Source organism: Pseudoalteromonas sp. CO342X, from assembly GCF_004208915.1.
Classification (GTDB): domain Bacteria; phylum Pseudomonadota; class Gammaproteobacteria; order Enterobacterales; family Alteromonadaceae; genus Pseudoalteromonas; species Pseudoalteromonas maricaloris.
The window spans coordinates 12,120-28,992 of the sequence record NZ_SGPH01000003.1 but is presented as its reverse complement, the minus strand read 5'-3'; the positions used below and the strand labels follow the sequence as shown (position 1 = coordinate 28,992).

14 protein-coding genes are annotated in these 16,873 nt (G+C 45.8%); 2 read left to right on the top strand and 12 right to left on the bottom strand.

Annotated features, from left to right (window positions below; genetic code table 11):
• Positions 1-6: 6 nt before the first annotated feature.
• From dhbA to EXT47_RS00510, 5 genes are read right to left on the bottom strand one after another with little or no spacing between them, the layout of a single operon-like run.
• Positions 7-780, bottom strand: coding sequence for a 2,3-dihydro-2,3-dihydroxybenzoate dehydrogenase (gene dhbA, locus EXT47_RS00530; protein ID WP_039494764.1), 774 nt, complete (start codon positions 778-780; stop codon positions 7-9).
• Positions 781-1,602 (bottom strand): siderophore-interacting protein, encoded by an 822-nt coding sequence (locus EXT47_RS00525; RefSeq protein WP_039494766.1) that lies wholly within the window; start codon positions 1,600-1,602, stop codon positions 781-783.
• Positions 1,599-5,930 (bottom strand): non-ribosomal peptide synthetase, encoded by a 4,332-nt coding sequence (locus EXT47_RS00520; protein WP_130125709.1) that lies wholly within the window; start codon positions 5,928-5,930, stop codon positions 1,599-1,601. The genes EXT47_RS00525 and EXT47_RS00520 overlap by 4 nt, the downstream gene beginning before the upstream one ends.
• On the bottom strand, positions 5,927-6,811 hold the full coding sequence (locus tag EXT47_RS00515) for an isochorismatase family protein (RefSeq protein WP_039494771.1): 885 nt from the start codon (positions 6,809-6,811) through the stop codon (positions 5,927-5,929). The genes EXT47_RS00520 and EXT47_RS00515 overlap by 4 nt, the downstream gene beginning before the upstream one ends.
• Before the next feature lie 19 nt (positions 6,812-6,830).
• Complete coding sequence (locus EXT47_RS00510; protein ID WP_039494773.1) at positions 6,831-8,483, bottom strand: (2,3-dihydroxybenzoyl)adenylate synthase; 1,653 nt, start codon at positions 8,481-8,483, stop codon at positions 6,831-6,833.
• Between the two features lie 349 nt (positions 8,484-8,832).
• Between EXT47_RS00510 and EXT47_RS00505 the strand changes: the two genes are divergently transcribed.
• Positions 8,833-9,366, top strand: coding sequence for an RNA polymerase sigma factor (locus EXT47_RS00505; RefSeq protein ID WP_052258274.1), 534 nt, complete (start codon positions 8,833-8,835; stop codon positions 9,364-9,366).
• Here EXT47_RS00505 and EXT47_RS00500 read toward each other — a convergent pair.
• Positions 9,363-9,812 (bottom strand): TerB family tellurite resistance protein, encoded by a 450-nt coding sequence (locus EXT47_RS00500; RefSeq protein WP_017219307.1) that lies wholly within the window; start codon positions 9,810-9,812, stop codon positions 9,363-9,365. The two genes, EXT47_RS00505 and EXT47_RS00500, sit on opposite strands and share 4 nt — an antisense overlap.
• A gap of 54 nt (positions 9,813-9,866) precedes the next feature.
• Here EXT47_RS00500 and EXT47_RS00495 point away from each other — a divergent pair, with 54 nt between their 5' ends.
• Positions 9,867-10,241, top strand: coding sequence for a hypothetical protein (locus EXT47_RS00495; protein WP_039494777.1), 375 nt, complete (start codon positions 9,867-9,869; stop codon positions 10,239-10,241).
• Positions 10,242-10,452: 211 nt separating this feature from the next.
• On the opposite strand, the gene EXT47_RS00490 is transcribed toward EXT47_RS00495, so the two are convergent.
• The 6 genes from EXT47_RS00490 to fabR all read right to left on the bottom strand — a co-directional run bounded on the left by EXT47_RS00490 (position 10,453) and on the right by fabR (position 16,769).
• The gene (locus EXT47_RS00490) at positions 10,453-11,046 is read right to left on the bottom strand and encodes a hypothetical protein (protein WP_039494779.1); all 594 of its coding nucleotides are present in this window, start codon (positions 11,044-11,046) and stop codon (positions 10,453-10,455) included.
• 87 nt (positions 11,047-11,133) lie between these two features.
• Positions 11,134-11,733 carry a 3-isopropylmalate dehydratase small subunit gene (gene leuD, locus EXT47_RS00485; protein WP_039494782.1) on the bottom strand — a complete coding sequence of 200 codons (600 nt, stop codon included), beginning with the start codon at positions 11,731-11,733 and terminating at the stop codon, positions 11,134-11,136.
• Entirely contained in the window at positions 11,730-13,133 is a 1,404-nt protein-coding gene (gene leuC, locus EXT47_RS00480; protein ID WP_039494784.1) for a 3-isopropylmalate dehydratase large subunit, read from the bottom strand. The genes leuD and leuC overlap by 4 nt, the downstream gene beginning before the upstream one ends.
• Before the next feature lie 15 nt (positions 13,134-13,148).
• Complete coding sequence (leuB, locus tag EXT47_RS00475) at positions 13,149-14,225, bottom strand: 3-isopropylmalate dehydrogenase (protein WP_130125708.1); 1,077 nt, start codon at positions 14,223-14,225, stop codon at positions 13,149-13,151.
• Positions 14,222-15,769 (bottom strand): 2-isopropylmalate synthase, encoded by a 1,548-nt coding sequence (gene leuA / locus EXT47_RS00470; RefSeq protein WP_130125707.1) that lies wholly within the window; start codon positions 15,767-15,769, stop codon positions 14,222-14,224. The genes leuB and leuA overlap by 4 nt, the downstream gene beginning before the upstream one ends.
• 376 nt (positions 15,770-16,145) lie before the next feature.
• Positions 16,146-16,769, bottom strand: a complete 624-nt coding sequence (gene fabR, locus EXT47_RS00465) for an HTH-type transcriptional repressor FabR (protein ID WP_010374371.1) — start codon at positions 16,767-16,769, stop codon at positions 16,146-16,148.
• Between the last annotated feature and the right edge of the window lie 104 nt (positions 16,770-16,873).

Genomic DNA, 16,873 nt, shown 5'->3' with positions numbered 1-16,873 from the left:
CGAAAATTAATGTCCTAGTGTCGCCCCACCATCAACCAACAGATTAGCCATGGTGATGTGTCGAGCTTGGTCACTGAGTAAAAACAAAATACTGTTTGCGATATCCGTCGCTGAGGCGATACGACCTAGTGGAATACCTAATTTGAATTGCGTTAAATCGCCTTGAATGGTTTGCTCAGCACCATTTTCATCGCGCCATAGCTGCTGCTGCATTTGAGTGTCGGTAGACCCCGGCGCAACTAGGTTACACCGAATGTTAAACGGTGCGACTTCTAGGGCTAGCGTTTTAATCATCGCACTCAAGGCCGCCTTTGAAGCGCAATAACTGCCCATATTCACTCTAGGTGTGCTAGCTGCATTACTGCTCACAGCAACGATGGCACCACGCTTTCTTATCCGCATCTTATTCGCCACCGCCTGACATAAATAAAATGGCCCATGGCAATTTACGGCAAACGTATCAAGCCACTGGGCATCGCTTTGTTCTAGCAGCGTTCCCATGTGCAAAATACCAGCGACACTGGCAACATACTCTATTGCACCGAGCTGGATTTCAATTTCCTCAACTACGGTTTGCACAAGGTTTTTGTTCGTAACATCAAGATGGATTTGGAAGTGATTAGCCGTTACTTCTTGGAGTTGACTCGCGGCAGTAGCAATATCTGCCGCAACTACAATCGCTCCGCGTGCTAATAGTTGCTCGACCAGTGCTTTACCTATGCCCTGATAAGCTCCCGTCACCAACGCGATACGCCCTGTAAATTCACATTCATTGGACATCTAGTACACCTCATCCATGATTTCATGTCGGCGTTCATGATAGGTTTCTTCATCCTGACCGCGACGCCAATATGGAATGGCATACAGTTGTTTTTTTGATAACCCAAAATCTTGAATAAGCCGCTTACGACACGCCAGTACTGCACCATTTTCGCCAGCAATAAAAGCACTGATAGAAGTCACACCTGAGGGTATTGCAACATTTGCAATTGCTCTTGCAAGTTGTTCACAGTCACCACTTTGACGCAGCAACCAATGAATATTGACACCTGATGGTGCAGTAATAGTATGCTTATCATCTAATGAATCTATTTCAATAAAGACTTCAGCTCGTCGCTCTGCCTCAAACCCCTCGAGCAGCGCGCTAATCGCCGGAACAGCTGTAAGGTCGCCTGCAAGCACGTGCCAATCCGCATCCGCTAGCAATGGATCTGGCCCACCGGGCCCTGCAACCCCAAGTTCAGCGCCAACGTCGGCATTGACCGCCCAGCCAGATGCTGGACTGTGGGAACCGTGCACTACAAAATCAATATCCAATTCATTGCTGTCTGGTCGATAAGCTCGCACCGTGTAAGCCCTTGTCACCGGGCGATCCGTCGGCCAAACAATTTTACCGCTATCATCACGTGTTGGGAGTGATAATGTGCCGGTTGTTCTATTTGCGAAGAATAGCTTGATATGCGCACCATCATAACCGCTTGGGAAGCCATGTAACGCTTCCCCAGAAACGGTGATCCTCAACAAGTGTGGCGTGATATAGCGCTTAGCTACACAAAATACACGGCGAGGACCGCTAGGTGGAACTGGTTGTCGCTGCTTCATGACAACTCCTCTTTCGATTCAGAAAATTTAGCCTGTAATGTCTGCAGTCGTTTATACGCTTCAGGATGGTGTTCAATTTTTAGCAAGTTGCTGGTAAAGGCATAAATGAGGTAGCGCGCTAAGTCGGCCTTTACAAAAGACTGCAAACTCGCATCGTGTTGGAGACTTGCTGAGATAAAACTCTGATTGCTCGCAACCAATGTCGTCGCTTTTTGTGATTGCTGCGGCTGACTTGTAAAGAAACTTGCAATCGCTAGGTCTTCTTCATCTTGTGACTGTTCAAGAACAGCCAACCAGCTCAACAAAGATTCCACTTTGAAAACAAAACCAAAATCGATAAGCCATTGATACAATTCCGGTAACGACACTAAAGTTTGCGGTGTCACGTTAAAGACAGCCGCAGTAGTAGGCGTTAAAGTTTGTGCGCTGACAAATTTGGCAACTCTATCTACAGGCGTCCACGGTTCAGACACAGCAAGCTCAGGCAAACGATGAAACTTAAGTCCAGAGCGCAAGATGCGCCATACCAAGTCATTGTGGTTAATATAGCCACTTTGTTTGGCCCCCGTAACTCGTGCTAAGCGATATACTTGTGCTGCTACCCCCTGCTGGATCGCAATTTCAACCATCGCTTCCGCAACCCATTTTGATTGCTGATAACCATCGTGAAGGCCACTATGATAAGGAATAAACGCCTCATCAAGAGGCTCTCCGGACTGTGGTGCAACCGCAATAGTCGAGACGTGATTAAATGGCAAACTAAAATATTTCGCGAACATCAATAATTCCGCTGTCGCATCTGTATTTGCCACTTTTAAGCTACTGTAATCACGTAACACAGAGGTATGCGCTGCATTGTGTAATATTCGAGTCACGCGCATGCCCAGCTGTTGATAGTCAGCGTCACTCAACCCAAGTTGTGACGCGGCAATATCTCCAAGTAACAGCGTTACCCGAGAACTATCTATTTCACCAAGGTTTTGCACGTCGAAGGCTTGCTGTAACCGTTCGAACCCATGCTCTATGTTATTAGCTCTTACACTACAAATTACACTTAGATCCGGCTTCGCAAGTAAATGCGCCAGTAACTGCGCACCAACAAATCCCGTTGCACCGGTCAGCAACACCGTTTCCTCACTAGTTTCAGTTAGTGTATGCGGTTGAACCTGCAACAGCTTATCTCTAAATTGAGCAAGGTCTGCTTTTATCGTTGTCGCGATATCCGTGTTCGTCTTGTGTGCTAATTCATCACCAAGCTGAAGTGCATTACACAAGTCGACGAGTTTAGGATGCGCAAATAAAAATGCGACATTCACCGTTTTATTAAGTAGTTGTGTTAGCCGCCCTGCAACTTGAATACATTGGAGTGACTGCCCCCCAATGCTGAAAAAGTTATCAGCTAACCGGACATTACTCACGCCCAGAACTTCCCGCCAAACGGCAGCTATCTGTGTTTCAAAGTCACTCATAACCTCAGCGTCACAGGCGGTATTTTGCTGCTCAGATAATCGCTTGCGATCGATTTTATTGGCCGGTGTTTTAGGTAAAGCTTCATATTGATAAAGCTGTGCAGGTAACATTGGAGCAGGTAACTGCTCACTCAGCACTGTGCGTAAATCATTTAACGCCCATGCGGTGGTACTCACTATATGCGCCGCCAAAGCAGTTGCACTACCTTGCGCATTCTTAACCACAGTCACCGCGGCTTCAAGAATGGCAGGAACACTCAATAGCACAGCTTCAATCTCACCAATTTCAATCCGGTAGCCACTGATTTTTAACTGGGCATCGACGCGGCCAAGATATTCAAGTTGCCCACTTTTATGCATCCGCACAATGTCTCCGGTACGGTAAGCCGCTATGCTCCGCATAGCTTGCGGATCCCAAAATGAAACAAACGCAGCAGCAGTTTGCTCGGTCAGACCCAAATAACCGCTCGATAAACCCACGCCCGTAAGCCAGAGCTCTCCGCGCTCGCCAAATTTTGCTATCTGGCCTTTTTCACGCATTACCACAGCACCGCGTCCGGGTAAGGGCAAACCAATTAAGCTTGGATTTGTTGCTTTACTGAGATCAATGGCAGTCGCAACGACTGTAGCTTCCGTTGGGCCGTAAGTGTTAAGTAAACGTACAGACTGTTTAAACTGCTCACGCCACGCTTCTACACGCTGACGATTAACCGCCTCTCCACCTATAATGATGGTATGAATTGACACAGGAAGCATACGGCGAGTCGCGCACAGGTGTCGACAAAGCTCATGCCAGTAAGCGGTAGGTAAATCGAGTATAGTAATATGTTGGTTTTCTAGTTCGGCAAGAAAATCCTCAAAAGACTCCAACATGGCGTCATTACGCAGTATCAACGTCGCACCGGCCGTCAAAGTAACAAAGACTTCTTCAATACAGGTATCAAAATGAAAGGGCGCAAACTGTAATACTCTATCTTGAGTGCCTACTTGGTAGGCCAGACGTGCGCCACTAACAAAACCTGCCAATGCGTCGTGGCTTATCTGCACCCCTTTAGGCTTACCCGTGGAACCTGAGGTATAGATTAAATAGGCTTGTTCTAGTAAAGGAAGTATTGATGGGGTGGCAGCCAACGCTTCAAGCTGGGCATTTGCAAGTTCGCTTGCAATATTAAGCTGTGTAACGCCAGCATCGCGGATCTCAGCTAACCCTTCACTACTATCATCCACCAATGCTAGGCATGGCTTAGCATCAGCGATAATACTACGATTACGCGCAGAAGGAGCATCGCTATCAATAAAGACGAAGCGGTGCTGCGCAGCAAATACGGCCCACATTGCAATCACTGTATATTGGCTACGAGGCAGTGCGAGTAATACGGTACCATCAGCGACGGAAGCATTGACTCTAAGGCGGTTTGCTAACCATAGCACTTTCTGTACTAACCGCTCATAGCTAATAGCATGTCCATCTATCGCCTGAACCGCTATTGATTTAGGCGACTTCCTTGATAACTCCAACAAACAACTAAGTACGTCACTCTGCTCCACAGGTGCTGGAGTCTCGCTTATCGCAAAGTCCCGATTGGTAACGCGTAATGGCATTTGCAAGTCCACAGCAACAGCATGGAGAAACTGCAACGTTTCACTTTGTATACTCAACAACTCAGCTTTACTATAGCCACTTTGGTTACCTTCAATCTCGAAACGAATACTGCCGTCCATTTGCTTGATAAAAATAAATGCAATGTCCTCAACAGGCCCAGCAGACACAGTATGACTTATCACCGCTTCACCTTGGCAGATTTCATGACGTTCAAAAGGTAAAATATTAACAACTGCACCAAACAATCTTGTTGGCAATTGCAAGATCGCAGCTTCAGCTTTTAAATCTTCATAACGATATCGAAAATGCCTTCTAGCTTGACGCAATTGCTCACTGACCTGACGGATTAAACCTTCAAAACTATCAACAAGCACAAAGTCCACTGGAACCGGTACAATATTCATATGCATGCAGGGCGTATTCGCGGCTTTTGATGCCATACGATTGGCAACAGGCATGCCCATGATCGTTTTCGCCACCCCAGTGCGTTGATAAACAATAGCGCTAACCGCGGTTAGTAATAGTTCAGACCAGTTGGCGTCGACCGAATTGGCTCGAGCCTCTAATTGATTGAGCAAGGTTGCTGATAATTGCGTCGTAACCTTTTCCTTGTCCGCCTCTGTATTTAACACTTGTGTTGTCAGGGCTGCGGCATTATCCAGACCTTGCAGCTGCTGTTGCCAATACAGCCTATCCTGCTGATACCACTTGCTTTGACGGTACTGACTATCTTCAGTGATGACAGCTTGATATTGAGTTTCATCAGCCGTAACTTGAGCCCCCTCATAGGCCTGAATCACTCGATTAGAAACCAGCGCAAAACTAAAGCCATCCATCGCAATATGATGCGCACCAAGTGCCCAATAGTAGTGGTTAGTGGCAAGTCGGATTAACACATGACGATATAAGTCGCCATTGGCTAAGTCATAAGGCTGAGTTTGCCACTTTATCAAAAGCTGCTGTGCTGCAAACGCTGCATCATCGCTTTCTGACAAGTCGATATAGTCGCCCAACTTTGCCACTCGCTCAGCTTCACTGAGTAATTGAGTTGTCGGCACGCCTTGATGTTCTATAAAGCGTACATTGATTGCCGTTGTACTTTGTAGCACTCTTGAAGCAGTTAACAGCCAATCTTCAGCATTTATTGGCACGTTTAACTCAACATACTCAGCAGTGTTATAGCGCGTACTAGTAGGCTGTTTTGCCTGCCCAAGCCAAATCCCAAGTTGCGCAGCGGTTAAAGGCCAATTACTCATGCAGGTTCCATCGCCAGCGGTGCTTTGCCCACTAGAATTTCATACCACTCATTAAGTGTGGTGCTTTCTGCAAGTTCAGCTAGCGTAATATCGATGCCTTGCGCCCGCCACTGATCAATCAATGTCATTACGCGAATGGAATCTAATCCGAGATAGAGTAAATTTTCTTCGGGATCAACCTCTTCAACATCAATGCAAAGCAATGCTGCAATCGCCTCCTGCATCGAGCCCAAAGATAACTTCTGTTGTGTATTTTGTGGTGTGCACGCAGCGATAACCTCGTCCAACAACTGCACCTGCCCACAACGAGACGAAACATACTCCATCGCATGGAGATGTTCTGCTTCACTAAAATCTGCGACAGCATCCGCAACAACGAATGCTTTTATGTCATACATAAAGGCGTCTAATGCCGTAGATAAGATACCGATATGGGCATAAATCCCACAGATAATAAGCTGGTCTCGACCTTGTGCCTGCATATCCTCAAGTAGGGTACTACGTTTAAATGCGCTGTAACGCCACTTGGTATAAACCTTATCATCGGCAGTTGGAGCAAGTGCAGGTAAAATGCTTGTGTCTTGCTCAGTCAGGCCAGTTCCCCAAAAATCGGTTAGCAGCGCTCTATCTTTCGGATCTTGATTTGCAGGCTGTGCAGTATACACAACTGGGACACCAGCAGCTTTGGCTGCCACGATTAAACTATTAATTTGTTGGATCAAAGACCGCATCGGTGCTTGCGTTGTATCATAGAAATTCACAAAATAAGATTGCATATCGTGAACCAATAGCACCGCTTTACTCGGGTTAATTTGCCACTCAGTGCGATTTTCTGGGCGGCTTGATGGTAATGGATATGAAGAAATACGTGGGATTGCCATGAGTTTATCCTATTGAGTATTATGCAGTTTGTGATGAGGTAAGTAGATTAGCGATATGCTCACGCAACGCGCGTTTATCGATCTTTCCAACTTTCGTTTTTGGTAGTGACGCAATAAATTCAAAGCGGTCAGGATACTTGTAATCAGCGAGCCCACGACCTCGAACAAAGCGATTGAGCATTGCCCTTGTGAGTGGTTGGCCAAGATCTTCTCGCGGCACGACAAATGCGCATATACGCTCACCCAGCAGAGGATCTGGCATTGCAACAACTGCACAATCATGAACCGCAGGATGTGCCAATACTTGGTTCTCGACTTCTTCTGCTGCGACCTTTTCGCCACCTTTATTGATTTGATCCTTATCGCGGCCCTCAACAATTATGTCGCCCGATGCAGTTTGTTTAACCACATCACCACTACAGTAAAAACCATCTTCAGTAAATGCAGCTAAGTTATGAAGTTCAGCGTTTAAATAACCACGAAATGTATAAGGTCCTTTAGTCGTTAATAACCCAGCCTCTCCTTGAGGTACTGGTTGATTATTCTCGTCGACGATACGGATTTCGTCAGCTGCACTCATTGGTCGACCTTGTGTATGATGTCGCGTCCATTCGTCATCATCGAGACGGGTATAGTTGACAAGCCCTTCCGCCATGCCAAATACCTGCTGCAACGTCACAACAAGCTCTTTTTCCATTCTGGCAGCGAGGGTGGCACTGAGCTTAGCTCCACCGACTTGGAGCACAGTCAACGAGCTTAGGTCATAGTGTTGTCGCTCTCGAGAATCGAGCCACAACGAAACCGCAGGGGGAACCAAAGCAGCCCAATTTGGTTTATGGGCCTCGATCAGCCTAAAACAGCTGCTTGGTGAGGGATCTGGAGCACAGATCACTGTACCACCAGCGTAAAACACTCCCAATGCGCCGGGTGAACTAAGCGGAAAATTGTGTGCGGCAGGTAGAGCGCAAAGGTATCGCGTTTGTTTATTCCATTGACACACTTCGACACTTTGGCGAACACTATAGTAATAATCATTGTGGGTACGAGGGATCAACTTAGGTGTACCTGTGCTTCCCCCCGACAATTGAAAGAATGCCACATTGTCCGCTTGATGCTTACGAAAAGGCAGAGAATCAAAATGCTCAAAGCATGCAGAAGCATGCAGCTTTTCACCAAGCTCTTTCGCCCAAGTACTTTGACCACGCAGCAGCACATACTGTAGCTGCGGTGTACACGCTTTTAACTGTTCAAAGAATTGACTATCACCAAACAGAGAATGCTTTGTGTCCGCAATAATCAACTTTGGCTGCAGAGCAGCTGCGTAATGTGTTAACTCGACTTGGTTATGATTCATCAAAGCATTAACAGGTAACACCGCCAGCTTTTGTAAAGCAAAAAATACCACATAGAATTCGTAACAATTAGGCAATTGCACAATCGCGGTGTCACCGGCACAAAGTCCTTGCGCAGCCAAATAACTCGCCAGTCTCGTCGCCTCTTTTTCCAAGCATGCATAGGACTTCTCGATATCGTTATCGATAACGGCAATTTGAGTCGGATTTTCTTGTACTTGACGCTCTAAGATCTGACTTAACTCTTCATCTATCCAATATCCAAGATTGCGATATCGCTCTGCATCCTCAACAGGCCAACTAACACAACTTTTTAACATAAATACGACCTTATGAAATTTCCTATGTGGGTTATTTCGTTATGCAAAATCCATTCGGCGTTTAGAAAAAATAATGAAATTAAAAATACTATTTAATTATCAAGATATTAAAACCAAACACCGAGAGCCAATTTGCCACTAGCCCCCTAATGACGATTGCCCCTAAGATTAATTTAGAAAAATTTAAAATAATTCTCATAACTGTTCATATTTTTACCTGCGCACCTTTTGATGACACAAACGTTACAAATAAGTAAATTAAAATTCGATTTAGCTATTGACAAAAACCCGATAAAAAACTTAGGATCTAATTGAGAATTATTTTCATTATTAATCGTAGAGGGATAAAATGGCAGCAGTGTTGCGCTCAGATAATACGGTAGATGTTCGTCGTTGGGCCGATATAATTGAAGTACAAAGGGAGAAATTGACTGCATATTTAACCTCAATTCTTCACTGCCAATACCTCGCAGAAGACGCTTTACAGGAAACGTATATTCGTCTGTCAAAAATGCCTGATGAACAAGAGCAAGCCATTAGCAATCATGTGGCTTACTGCTATCAAACAGCAAGAAATATCGCAATTGATATGGTAAGGAAAAAATCAAAGGAAAGCTGGGTTAGCTTAGACAGCGCACTGCCAGGACAATACACTGATAAGCAAGTCAGTGCTGAAGAAACCTTAATTGAGCAAAATCTAGATGGTCGTATGATGCAAGCGGTAAGCTCTCTATCAAAACGCCACCAGAACATTCTAAGCCTGTATAAACGTGGTGATTACAAGCAGAAGGATATTGCCAAAATATGTGCAATTTCACCGACGTTAGTGAATTTTATAATTCAAGAAGTGATTATTACGTGTCAAACCGTATTAGCACACTAAGTATCTAAACCAGCTTGAACGCGTAATTTGGCAGCAATGAAATCAGGGTGAGCAACATAAAACAGCCCGGCTATTTTCCTAATGATATGGTCTTCATGGCTGTCGAGTTCGCCATCAGCATAAGCAACGTGCCACAATAACTCAATGATCTCGATGCGCTCAATGTCGCTAGTGTGATTATTCACTTGCTTGGCAAAAGAATACATATCTACCGCCTGTTCCACCAATTGCTGTGCTTGCGTTATCAGTGCACTCACTTGTGGTTCAGGCAATTCACAACGTGTTTTAAGTAGCTCCGCAATTTTATCGAACTCCGACTGCTGTAGTTTGCCGTCCGCTCGCATCACTTCAACCAGTAATGCAGCAAGCGCGGTATTAAAGTCGATTTCTTGTTTCGGTGACGACTCCTGCAAGCTTTGAAATAGTTTTTTAAGTTGGTTAAGCAAGTGGCTAATCTCCCATGTGATATACTGTAAATGTAGCAGACTAAAAGGACAGTTATGCGTAAGTTATCATTGAGACTAAATTCATTAAAGCTAAGTTCCCTAGTCGTAGGTGCAACACTGCTCTCGGCGTGCCAATATACACCGGTTCCACGAGGAGAACCTGAAAAGCTCTATGACTTTGACCATAAAGTACATTATGAGCAAACCACGTATAACGATGACCACTTTCGACTGGCAATTAAGCCAGATAGTTATGCGCATTTTAGGCAACAAAGCGTATTTTTGCTGCGCCATGCCAAACGCTTATGCCAAGGCAGTAACCCACAATTGACATTACTTGGTGGCGTCCAAGGCTTTGATAAAATGCCATTAGAGCCAAGACCTTACCAGAATGACTTAACAGTAGACGTAAAATGTGTGGCCAAATAGCCACACATTTTTGTTAGCGCTATAAATATTTTTCAGTAACCCGCTCTAGGTTTAGTCTTTATACCAGTTGTATTAAGTAAATGATCTATTTTGAAGCGGGGAAATAGTTTTAGTAGCTAGGCAAAAATTTTGCTATTTAGTTATTCTAAATGAGAAATTTTTAACGAAGCTAATATGCTATTTCACCCTTCAAATTGATTAGAGAATTAATTCAATTGGTATCGTATCCCCAAGGTGCTGCTGGTGCGGTTACCGGTTTTGTTAAATCAAAGTCCACTCGGAACTCTCGCCCTTCACGCACTAAACGATAGGTAAACTGCTCTGGATAGATATACATCTGCCATGTATTTCCGACTGACTGTGGGATCCCTTGCTGGACAAATAACTGTTTTGAGTATTCATCAGCCGGGAACGACTGCACGGTATTAAATCCCGCATCTAGGGTATGACCACCATACATAGTAGAAACATCGTCGCTGCCATCTTCATGACGGTGATCGTGCTTTAAGCTCAAACCACTCCCTGTTTTGGTGATGATCCAAGTTCTTGAAGCATCTTTTCCTACATGAAATGGGACTTGAAGCTCAGCGTCACCACATTTACGAACGTGCATCACAAGACGCGCATCGCTAAAACTGCTTGGACCTTGATTATCCACCGTTACTTTACCTTCGTAGGCTTTGCCACAGTGCGCTTTAATAGCGTCAAAAAATGCATCATGGCTTGGGATGGAAACCAGCGGGGCAGGACGCGCGAAGGCTGCGCAGCTCAAGGTTGCGAGTAGCGCTAAAGTTAATTTTTTCATTGGAGACACCTAAAACAAATAAAGCCAGAGCTTAATCAGCTTCTGGCTTGGTGGCAAAATTATTCGACCAAATTGAGTAAACCGCTATTATTGCCAAGGTCTTATCGTAGCAAGCTGCTGCTCAAAGGCATCAATTTGGGCATTCAATAATTCGGTCTCACCGATAAAGTCAAGACCACTCAAGAGGCGTGCTTTGATGTCTTCTCGCACCTCAAAGTCAATTGGTGCAGTACCCGCTCCGCTTATCTGCTGCGCTTCTAGGTCAATACTCAAATGCACTTGTGGTTGTTGCTCACATGCGTCGAAGAGCGTATCTAACGTGCTGGCTGGTAACGCAATGCAAAGCATTTGGTTATTACCACAATTGTTAAAAAAGATATCGGCAAAGCTCTCGGCTAAGATCACGGTAAAACCATATTGTTTTAGTGCCCAAGGAGCATGCTCACGAGACGAGCCACAACCAAAGTTGTCACGCGTTAACAAGATTGACGCGCCCTGATATTGTCGATAGTTAAGCACAAAGTTCGGATCTGGCTGGCCATCTTCAAGATAGCGCCAATCATAAAACAGCGCTTTATCAAATCCATCGCGGCTGGTTGAAGTTAAAAACTGCTTGGGAATAATTTGGTCTGTATCAACATTGTTTTTGTCTAGTGGCGCAACTAGGCCCTGATGAAACACGCTCATGACGCCTCTCCTCGAATATCAGTAAAGTGACCTGCAATTGCCGCTGCGGCAGCCATTGCTGGACTCACCAAATGCGTACGACCACCTCGCCCTTGGCGCCCTTCAAAGTTCCGGTTTGAGGTCGATGCACAGCGTTTTTCTGCGCCAAGACGATCATCGTTCATCGCCAAGCACATAGAGCAGCCCGGTTCACGCCACTCAAATCCCGCAGCTTTGAAAATATCGGCTAAGCCTTCTTGTTCGGCTTGTTGTTTTACTAATCCAGATCCCGGGACGATTAGCGCTTCAACGCCTGCCGCTACGTGCTTGCCCACCACCACTTGTGCCGCGGCACGCAAATCTTCAATGCGGCTATTGGTGCAAGAGCCAATAAATACGGTGTCAACTTTGGCATCACTTAGCCTTTGCCCTGCTGTGAGGCCCATATATTTCAGCGCGCTGCGCATCGCATCCGCTTTGACTAAATTAGGTTCATCGTCAGGGTTAGGTACTAAGTCATTAATACCAATGACTTGCTCTGGACTGGTCCCCCAGGTTACTTGAGGTTGTACACTGTCAGCATCCAGCTCCACGATACGATCAAATTCAGCATCCGGATCGCTATGCAAGGTTTGCCAATAGCGCACCGCAGCATCAAAGTCTTCGCCTTGAGGTGCAAATGGGCGACCACGTAAATACGCAAAGGTTTTCTCGTCAGGTGCGATCAAGCCAGCTTTCGCCCCCATTTCAATACTCATATTACAGAGCGTCATCCGCGCTTCCATCGACAGCGCTTCGATCCCCGTCCCACAAAACTCAGCCACATAGCCAGTGCCACCAGCTGTGCCTAATTGCCCAATCACAGCGAGGATCAAGTCTTTTGCAGTCACGGTCGGACGCAAGACGCCATTCACCTGAATTTTTAACGATTTGGCTTTTTTCTGCTGTAATGTTTGCGTGGCCAGCACATGTTCAACCTCTGATGTACCAATACCGTGAGCCAGCGCACCAAATGCACCATGCGTTGAGGTATGGCTATCGCCACATACAATCGTTGTACCTGGCAAAGTGATCCCTTGCTCAGGTCCCATTACGTGCACTATGCCTTGGTTAATCGAATTTAAATCGTAAAGTACAATGCCGAACTCTTCACAGTTTTGTGCCAACGCTTGTAGCTGGTTTTTGCTCACCTCACTGGCAGCATCAATCGAACGGCTCTTGGTCGAGACATTATGATCCATTGTCGCAAAGGTTTTTTCTGGACATCTTACCGGACGATTCTGCTCTCTTAAGCCCGCAAATGCCTGCGGTGAAGTGACTTCGTGTACTAGATGACGGTCAATGTACAAGAGATCGGTTTGCTCGTTTAATTTAGCAACCACATGGGATTGCCAAATTTTATCGTATAATGTTTTTGCCACTTGCTCTTACCTTTATTAAACCCTGTCGACGATCGCTTGCGCGACATCCATTGTAGTAAACCCTGCTTGAGGATAGATATCCGGTGTACCTACACCATCTTTCACCGCCTCTGCTACCGCCTTTTCAATTGCGCGTGCCGCTTCATCCTGCCCCAATGAATAACGTAGCATCAGCGCGGCACTTAAGATTTGTGCGATTGGATTTGCCACCCCTTTACCGGCGATATCTGGTGCTGAGCCGCCCGCAGGCTCATATAAGCCAAAGCCCGATTGGTTTAGACTTGCCGATGGTAATAACCCCATGGAACCCGTGATCATTGCACATTCATCAGAAAGGATGTCACCGAACAGGTTATCGCACAGTAGCACATCAAACTGGCTTGGTTGCTTTACCAACTGCATCGCAGCGTTGTCGATATAGATGTGATCAAGCGTCACATCTGGGTATTCTTTTGCGACTTCATTGACCACTTCACGCCACAGTACACTGGTTGCCAGCACGTTGGCTTTATCTACAGACGTCACATGATTGCTTCTAAGTCTCGCTGCATCAAAAGCAAAACGGGCGATACGTTCAATTTCTTTGCGCGAATAGGTTTGCGTATCAAACGCCGACTCGCTTTCGCCCTCACCTTGGCGACCTTTTTCGCCAAAATAAATCCCGCCTGTAAGCTCACGGACGCATAAAATATCAAAACCTTGCTGGCTAATGTCACTGCGTAGCGGAGAGGCAGCGCTCAATGCGGGTAACAGCTGCGCAGGACGCAGATTACAAAATAGCTGAAAGTGCTTTCTAAGCGGTAATAAGGATGCCCGTTCAGGTTGCTCATTTGGCGGTAAGTGCTCCCACTTAGGCCCACCCACAGAGCCAAACAGAATCGCATCAGCGGCTTCACATGCGGCCAATGTCGCCGCGGGTAAGGCTTCGCCAAATTGGTCTATGGCCGCACCACCAATCGCTTGTGGTGATTTTTCTAAAGCAAAGTTGAACTTAGTCGCCACTTTATCTAATACCAGCTCAGCGGCTTGCATCACTTCTGGACCAATTCCATCTCCAGCTAGTACTGCGATTTTGTAGTTTGTTTGACTCATCCTGCTTTCCTTTGTTGTTTTAGGCTAGACACTTTTTGTGCTCTATCAATTAGGTTATATACTCGGATCATAGCTCTCACTGACGCTTCGACAATATCGGCTGCCAGTCCCACACCGTGATATTGCTTACCATCAAACTTGGCAATAATATCGACTTGGCCCAGTGAGCTTGCCCCTTTACCCGTCGCATCAAGGTTATATTCCACCACTTCCACCGCCATGCCAGTGATACGCTCGATAGCTACAAACGCCGCTTCCACAGGACCGTTACCGGTTGCCGCTTCTTGCTTAAGCTCACCATTCAAGGCAATCCCCACAGTCGCGCTCGCGATAGATTGAGAGTTAGAAGATGCATTGACGAACTGTAATTGGTAGCGCTCGTCTTTATCTTTGATTTGGTTGAAATAAATCATCGCTTCAAGGTCATAGTCGTAAACCGTGCCCTTTTGATCGGCTAATGCTAAGAAGCTTTCATACAGGCTATCCATATCGTAATCCGATTTCTGATAGCCAAGCTCGGTAAGACGATGCTCGATAACATGTCGGCCAGAGCGTGAAGTCATATTTAACTGATTACTCGGCACACCAACGGTTTCTGGTGCCATGATTTCATAGGTGTTTTGTGCTTTTAAGACCCCGTCTTGGTGAATACCCGAGCTATGTGCAAAGGCATTTTCACCTACAATTGCCTTGTTTGGCTGCACCGGCATATTGCAGATTTTAGCAACTTGGCGCGACGCGCGATAAATCTCTTCGCTACGAATATCGGTGTGCACTTTTAGGTGGTCTTGGCGCATCTTCATGATCATCGCTACTTCTTCTAGTGAGCAGTTACCTGCACGCTCACCTATACCATTGATGGTACATTCGATTTGTCTTGCACCGGCTTGTACCGCCGCGATTGAGTTTGCCACCGCAAGTCCTAAATCATTGTGACAATGGACGCTTAGTCTCGCTTTGTCGATGTTAGGCACATTATTTCGAATATGGTAAATCATCGCTGCATACTCGTCTGGTGTGACATAACCTACGGTATCAGGCAAATTAATCGTAGATGCACCGGCATCAATCGCCGCTTCAACAATACGACACAGATCAGCGTGTGGCGTACGGCCGGCGTCTTCACATGAAAACTCAACATCATCAGTGTACTTTCTGGCTTGAGTAATGGCCTTAATCGCCATGTTAGTCGCATCATCTAGACTCATTCTTAACTTATGTTCTAGGTGCAGAGGGCTGGTTGCGATAAAGGTGTGAATGCGGCGCTGTTCAGCGCCTTTAAGGGCTTCACCACACGCGTCGATATCTTTACTAACCGCACGCGCAAGGCCACAAATCGCCGGACCTTTTACCTCGGCAGCAATGCGTTGTACCGCACGAAAATCAGCCGGACTTGATACTGGAAAACCCACTTCCATGACATCCACATTGAGACGACTAATGGTATGCGCCAGCTGTATTTTATCTTCTTCTGTTAAGCTGGCTTTTAACGCCTGCTCACCGTCCCTTAATGTTGTATCGAAAATCCAGACTTTATCTTGCATACCCTTATCCTCAGCCAAAAAAAACCCCGCAAGTGCGGGGTGTCTACAGTAAATGTCGCTCAATTCGCGCAATTACACCCCACCCCTCTGGTTTACCAGTAGGAGGTTAAGAAGGAGTGAAATACGCGCAGTCATTTTCATTGAGCTAAGTGTTCCTGTTGATGAATTAGTTATGTTTTAACATGCTTCAAAAGCGACAATCAAGCATAAATCATCCCAAAAATAGAGTTTAAACCTCGATTTATTGGCAAATAAAATCACAATAACGCCAAATTTAGAAAATACATTTCAAGATCAGAAGTGAACACAGATAGGATATGAAGTGAGCAGGGTATTTTTGAATTTTAATTACCAATAAAAAAATAGCCAATTTAGGCTATTTTTTTATTGGTTCTGGATGTTTTGCATAACCAGAGGCACCTTTTGCGATATACCGCAACTGCCACTTCAAACGCTCGGTCAGTTCAGCGCGCTGAGGAGGGTCTTGATCCAAAGCCTCAGCACCAGAGCTAAATACTAAGGTGACCATTGCTTCAGCTTGCATGTGGGCGTGATGAGTATCTACTCCCGTTTCTGTTTCAAGGTAATGAGCAAGCTCTAAGATAAAATGTTTGATTTCTCTAGCCACGGCGGCACGAAACGCAGGCGAAGTACCCGAACGTTCACGCAGTAATAAACGAAATTGGTTGCTCGACTGCTCAATAAATTCCATAAAGGTGTGCACAGAAGTATTGATCACGCTACCACCTTTAGCGATGCGACGCCTTGCTTGGCGCATTAATTGTCGCAAGGTTAAACCCGCTTCATCTACCATAGTCAGCCCGAGCTCGTTCATATCCTTAAAATGACGATAAAACGAAGTAGGTGCGATACCCGCCTCTCGTGCGACTTCACGCAGGCTTAAATTCGAGAAACTATGCTCAGCACTTAGTTGATTAAATGCCGCTTCGATAAGCGCTTGACGGGTCTTCTGTTTTTGTTGGGCGCGTACACCAGCCATGGACTTTCCCCAATTCGCTTCGAAAAATAAGAACAATAAACCGCAGTCTAAACCTTGACGCAGCAAGAATGAAATACTATTTTAGCGTACAGTTGTACGCTGAA

What these genes read in the sequence shown, in the direction of transcription:
- EXT47_RS00525 (WP_039494766.1), bottom strand. Translation starts at nt 1,602, where the DNA reads ATGAAGCAGCGACAACCAGTTCCACCTAGCGGTCCTCGCCGTGTATTT.
- EXT47_RS00515 (WP_039494771.1), bottom strand. Translation starts at nt 6,811, where the DNA reads ATGGCAATCCCACGTATTTCTTCATATCCATTACCATCAAGCCGCCCA.
- EXT47_RS00495 (WP_039494777.1), top strand. Translation starts at nt 9,867, where the DNA reads ATGCGTAAGTTATCATTGAGACTAAATTCATTAAAGCTAAGTTCCCTA.
- EXT47_RS00520 (WP_130125709.1), bottom strand. Translation starts at nt 5,930, where the DNA reads ATGAGTAATTGGCCTTTAACCGCTGCGCAACTTGGGATTTGGCTTGGG.
- leuA (WP_130125707.1), bottom strand. Translation starts at nt 15,769, where the DNA reads ATGCAAGATAAAGTCTGGATTTTCGATACAACATTAAGGGACGGTGAG.
- EXT47_RS00510 (WP_039494773.1), bottom strand. Translation starts at nt 8,483, where the DNA reads ATGTTAAAAAGTTGTGTTAGTTGGCCTGTTGAGGATGCAGAGCGATAT.
- leuB (WP_130125708.1), bottom strand. Translation starts at nt 14,225, where the DNA reads ATGAGTCAAACAAACTACAAAATCGCAGTACTAGCTGGAGATGGAATT.
- EXT47_RS00490 (WP_039494779.1), bottom strand. Translation starts at nt 11,046, where the DNA reads ATGAAAAAATTAACTTTAGCGCTACTCGCAACCTTGAGCTGCGCAGCC.
- leuD (WP_039494782.1), bottom strand. Translation starts at nt 11,733, where the DNA reads ATGAGCGTGTTTCATCAGGGCCTAGTTGCGCCACTAGACAAAAACAAT.
- EXT47_RS00505 (WP_052258274.1), top strand. Translation starts at nt 8,833, where the DNA reads ATGGCAGCAGTGTTGCGCTCAGATAATACGGTAGATGTTCGTCGTTGG.
- fabR (WP_010374371.1), bottom strand. Translation starts at nt 16,769, where the DNA reads ATGGCTGGTGTACGCGCCCAACAAAAACAGAAGACCCGTCAAGCGCTT.
- dhbA (WP_039494764.1), bottom strand. Translation starts at nt 780, where the DNA reads ATGTCCAATGAATGTGAATTTACAGGGCGTATCGCGTTGGTGACGGGA.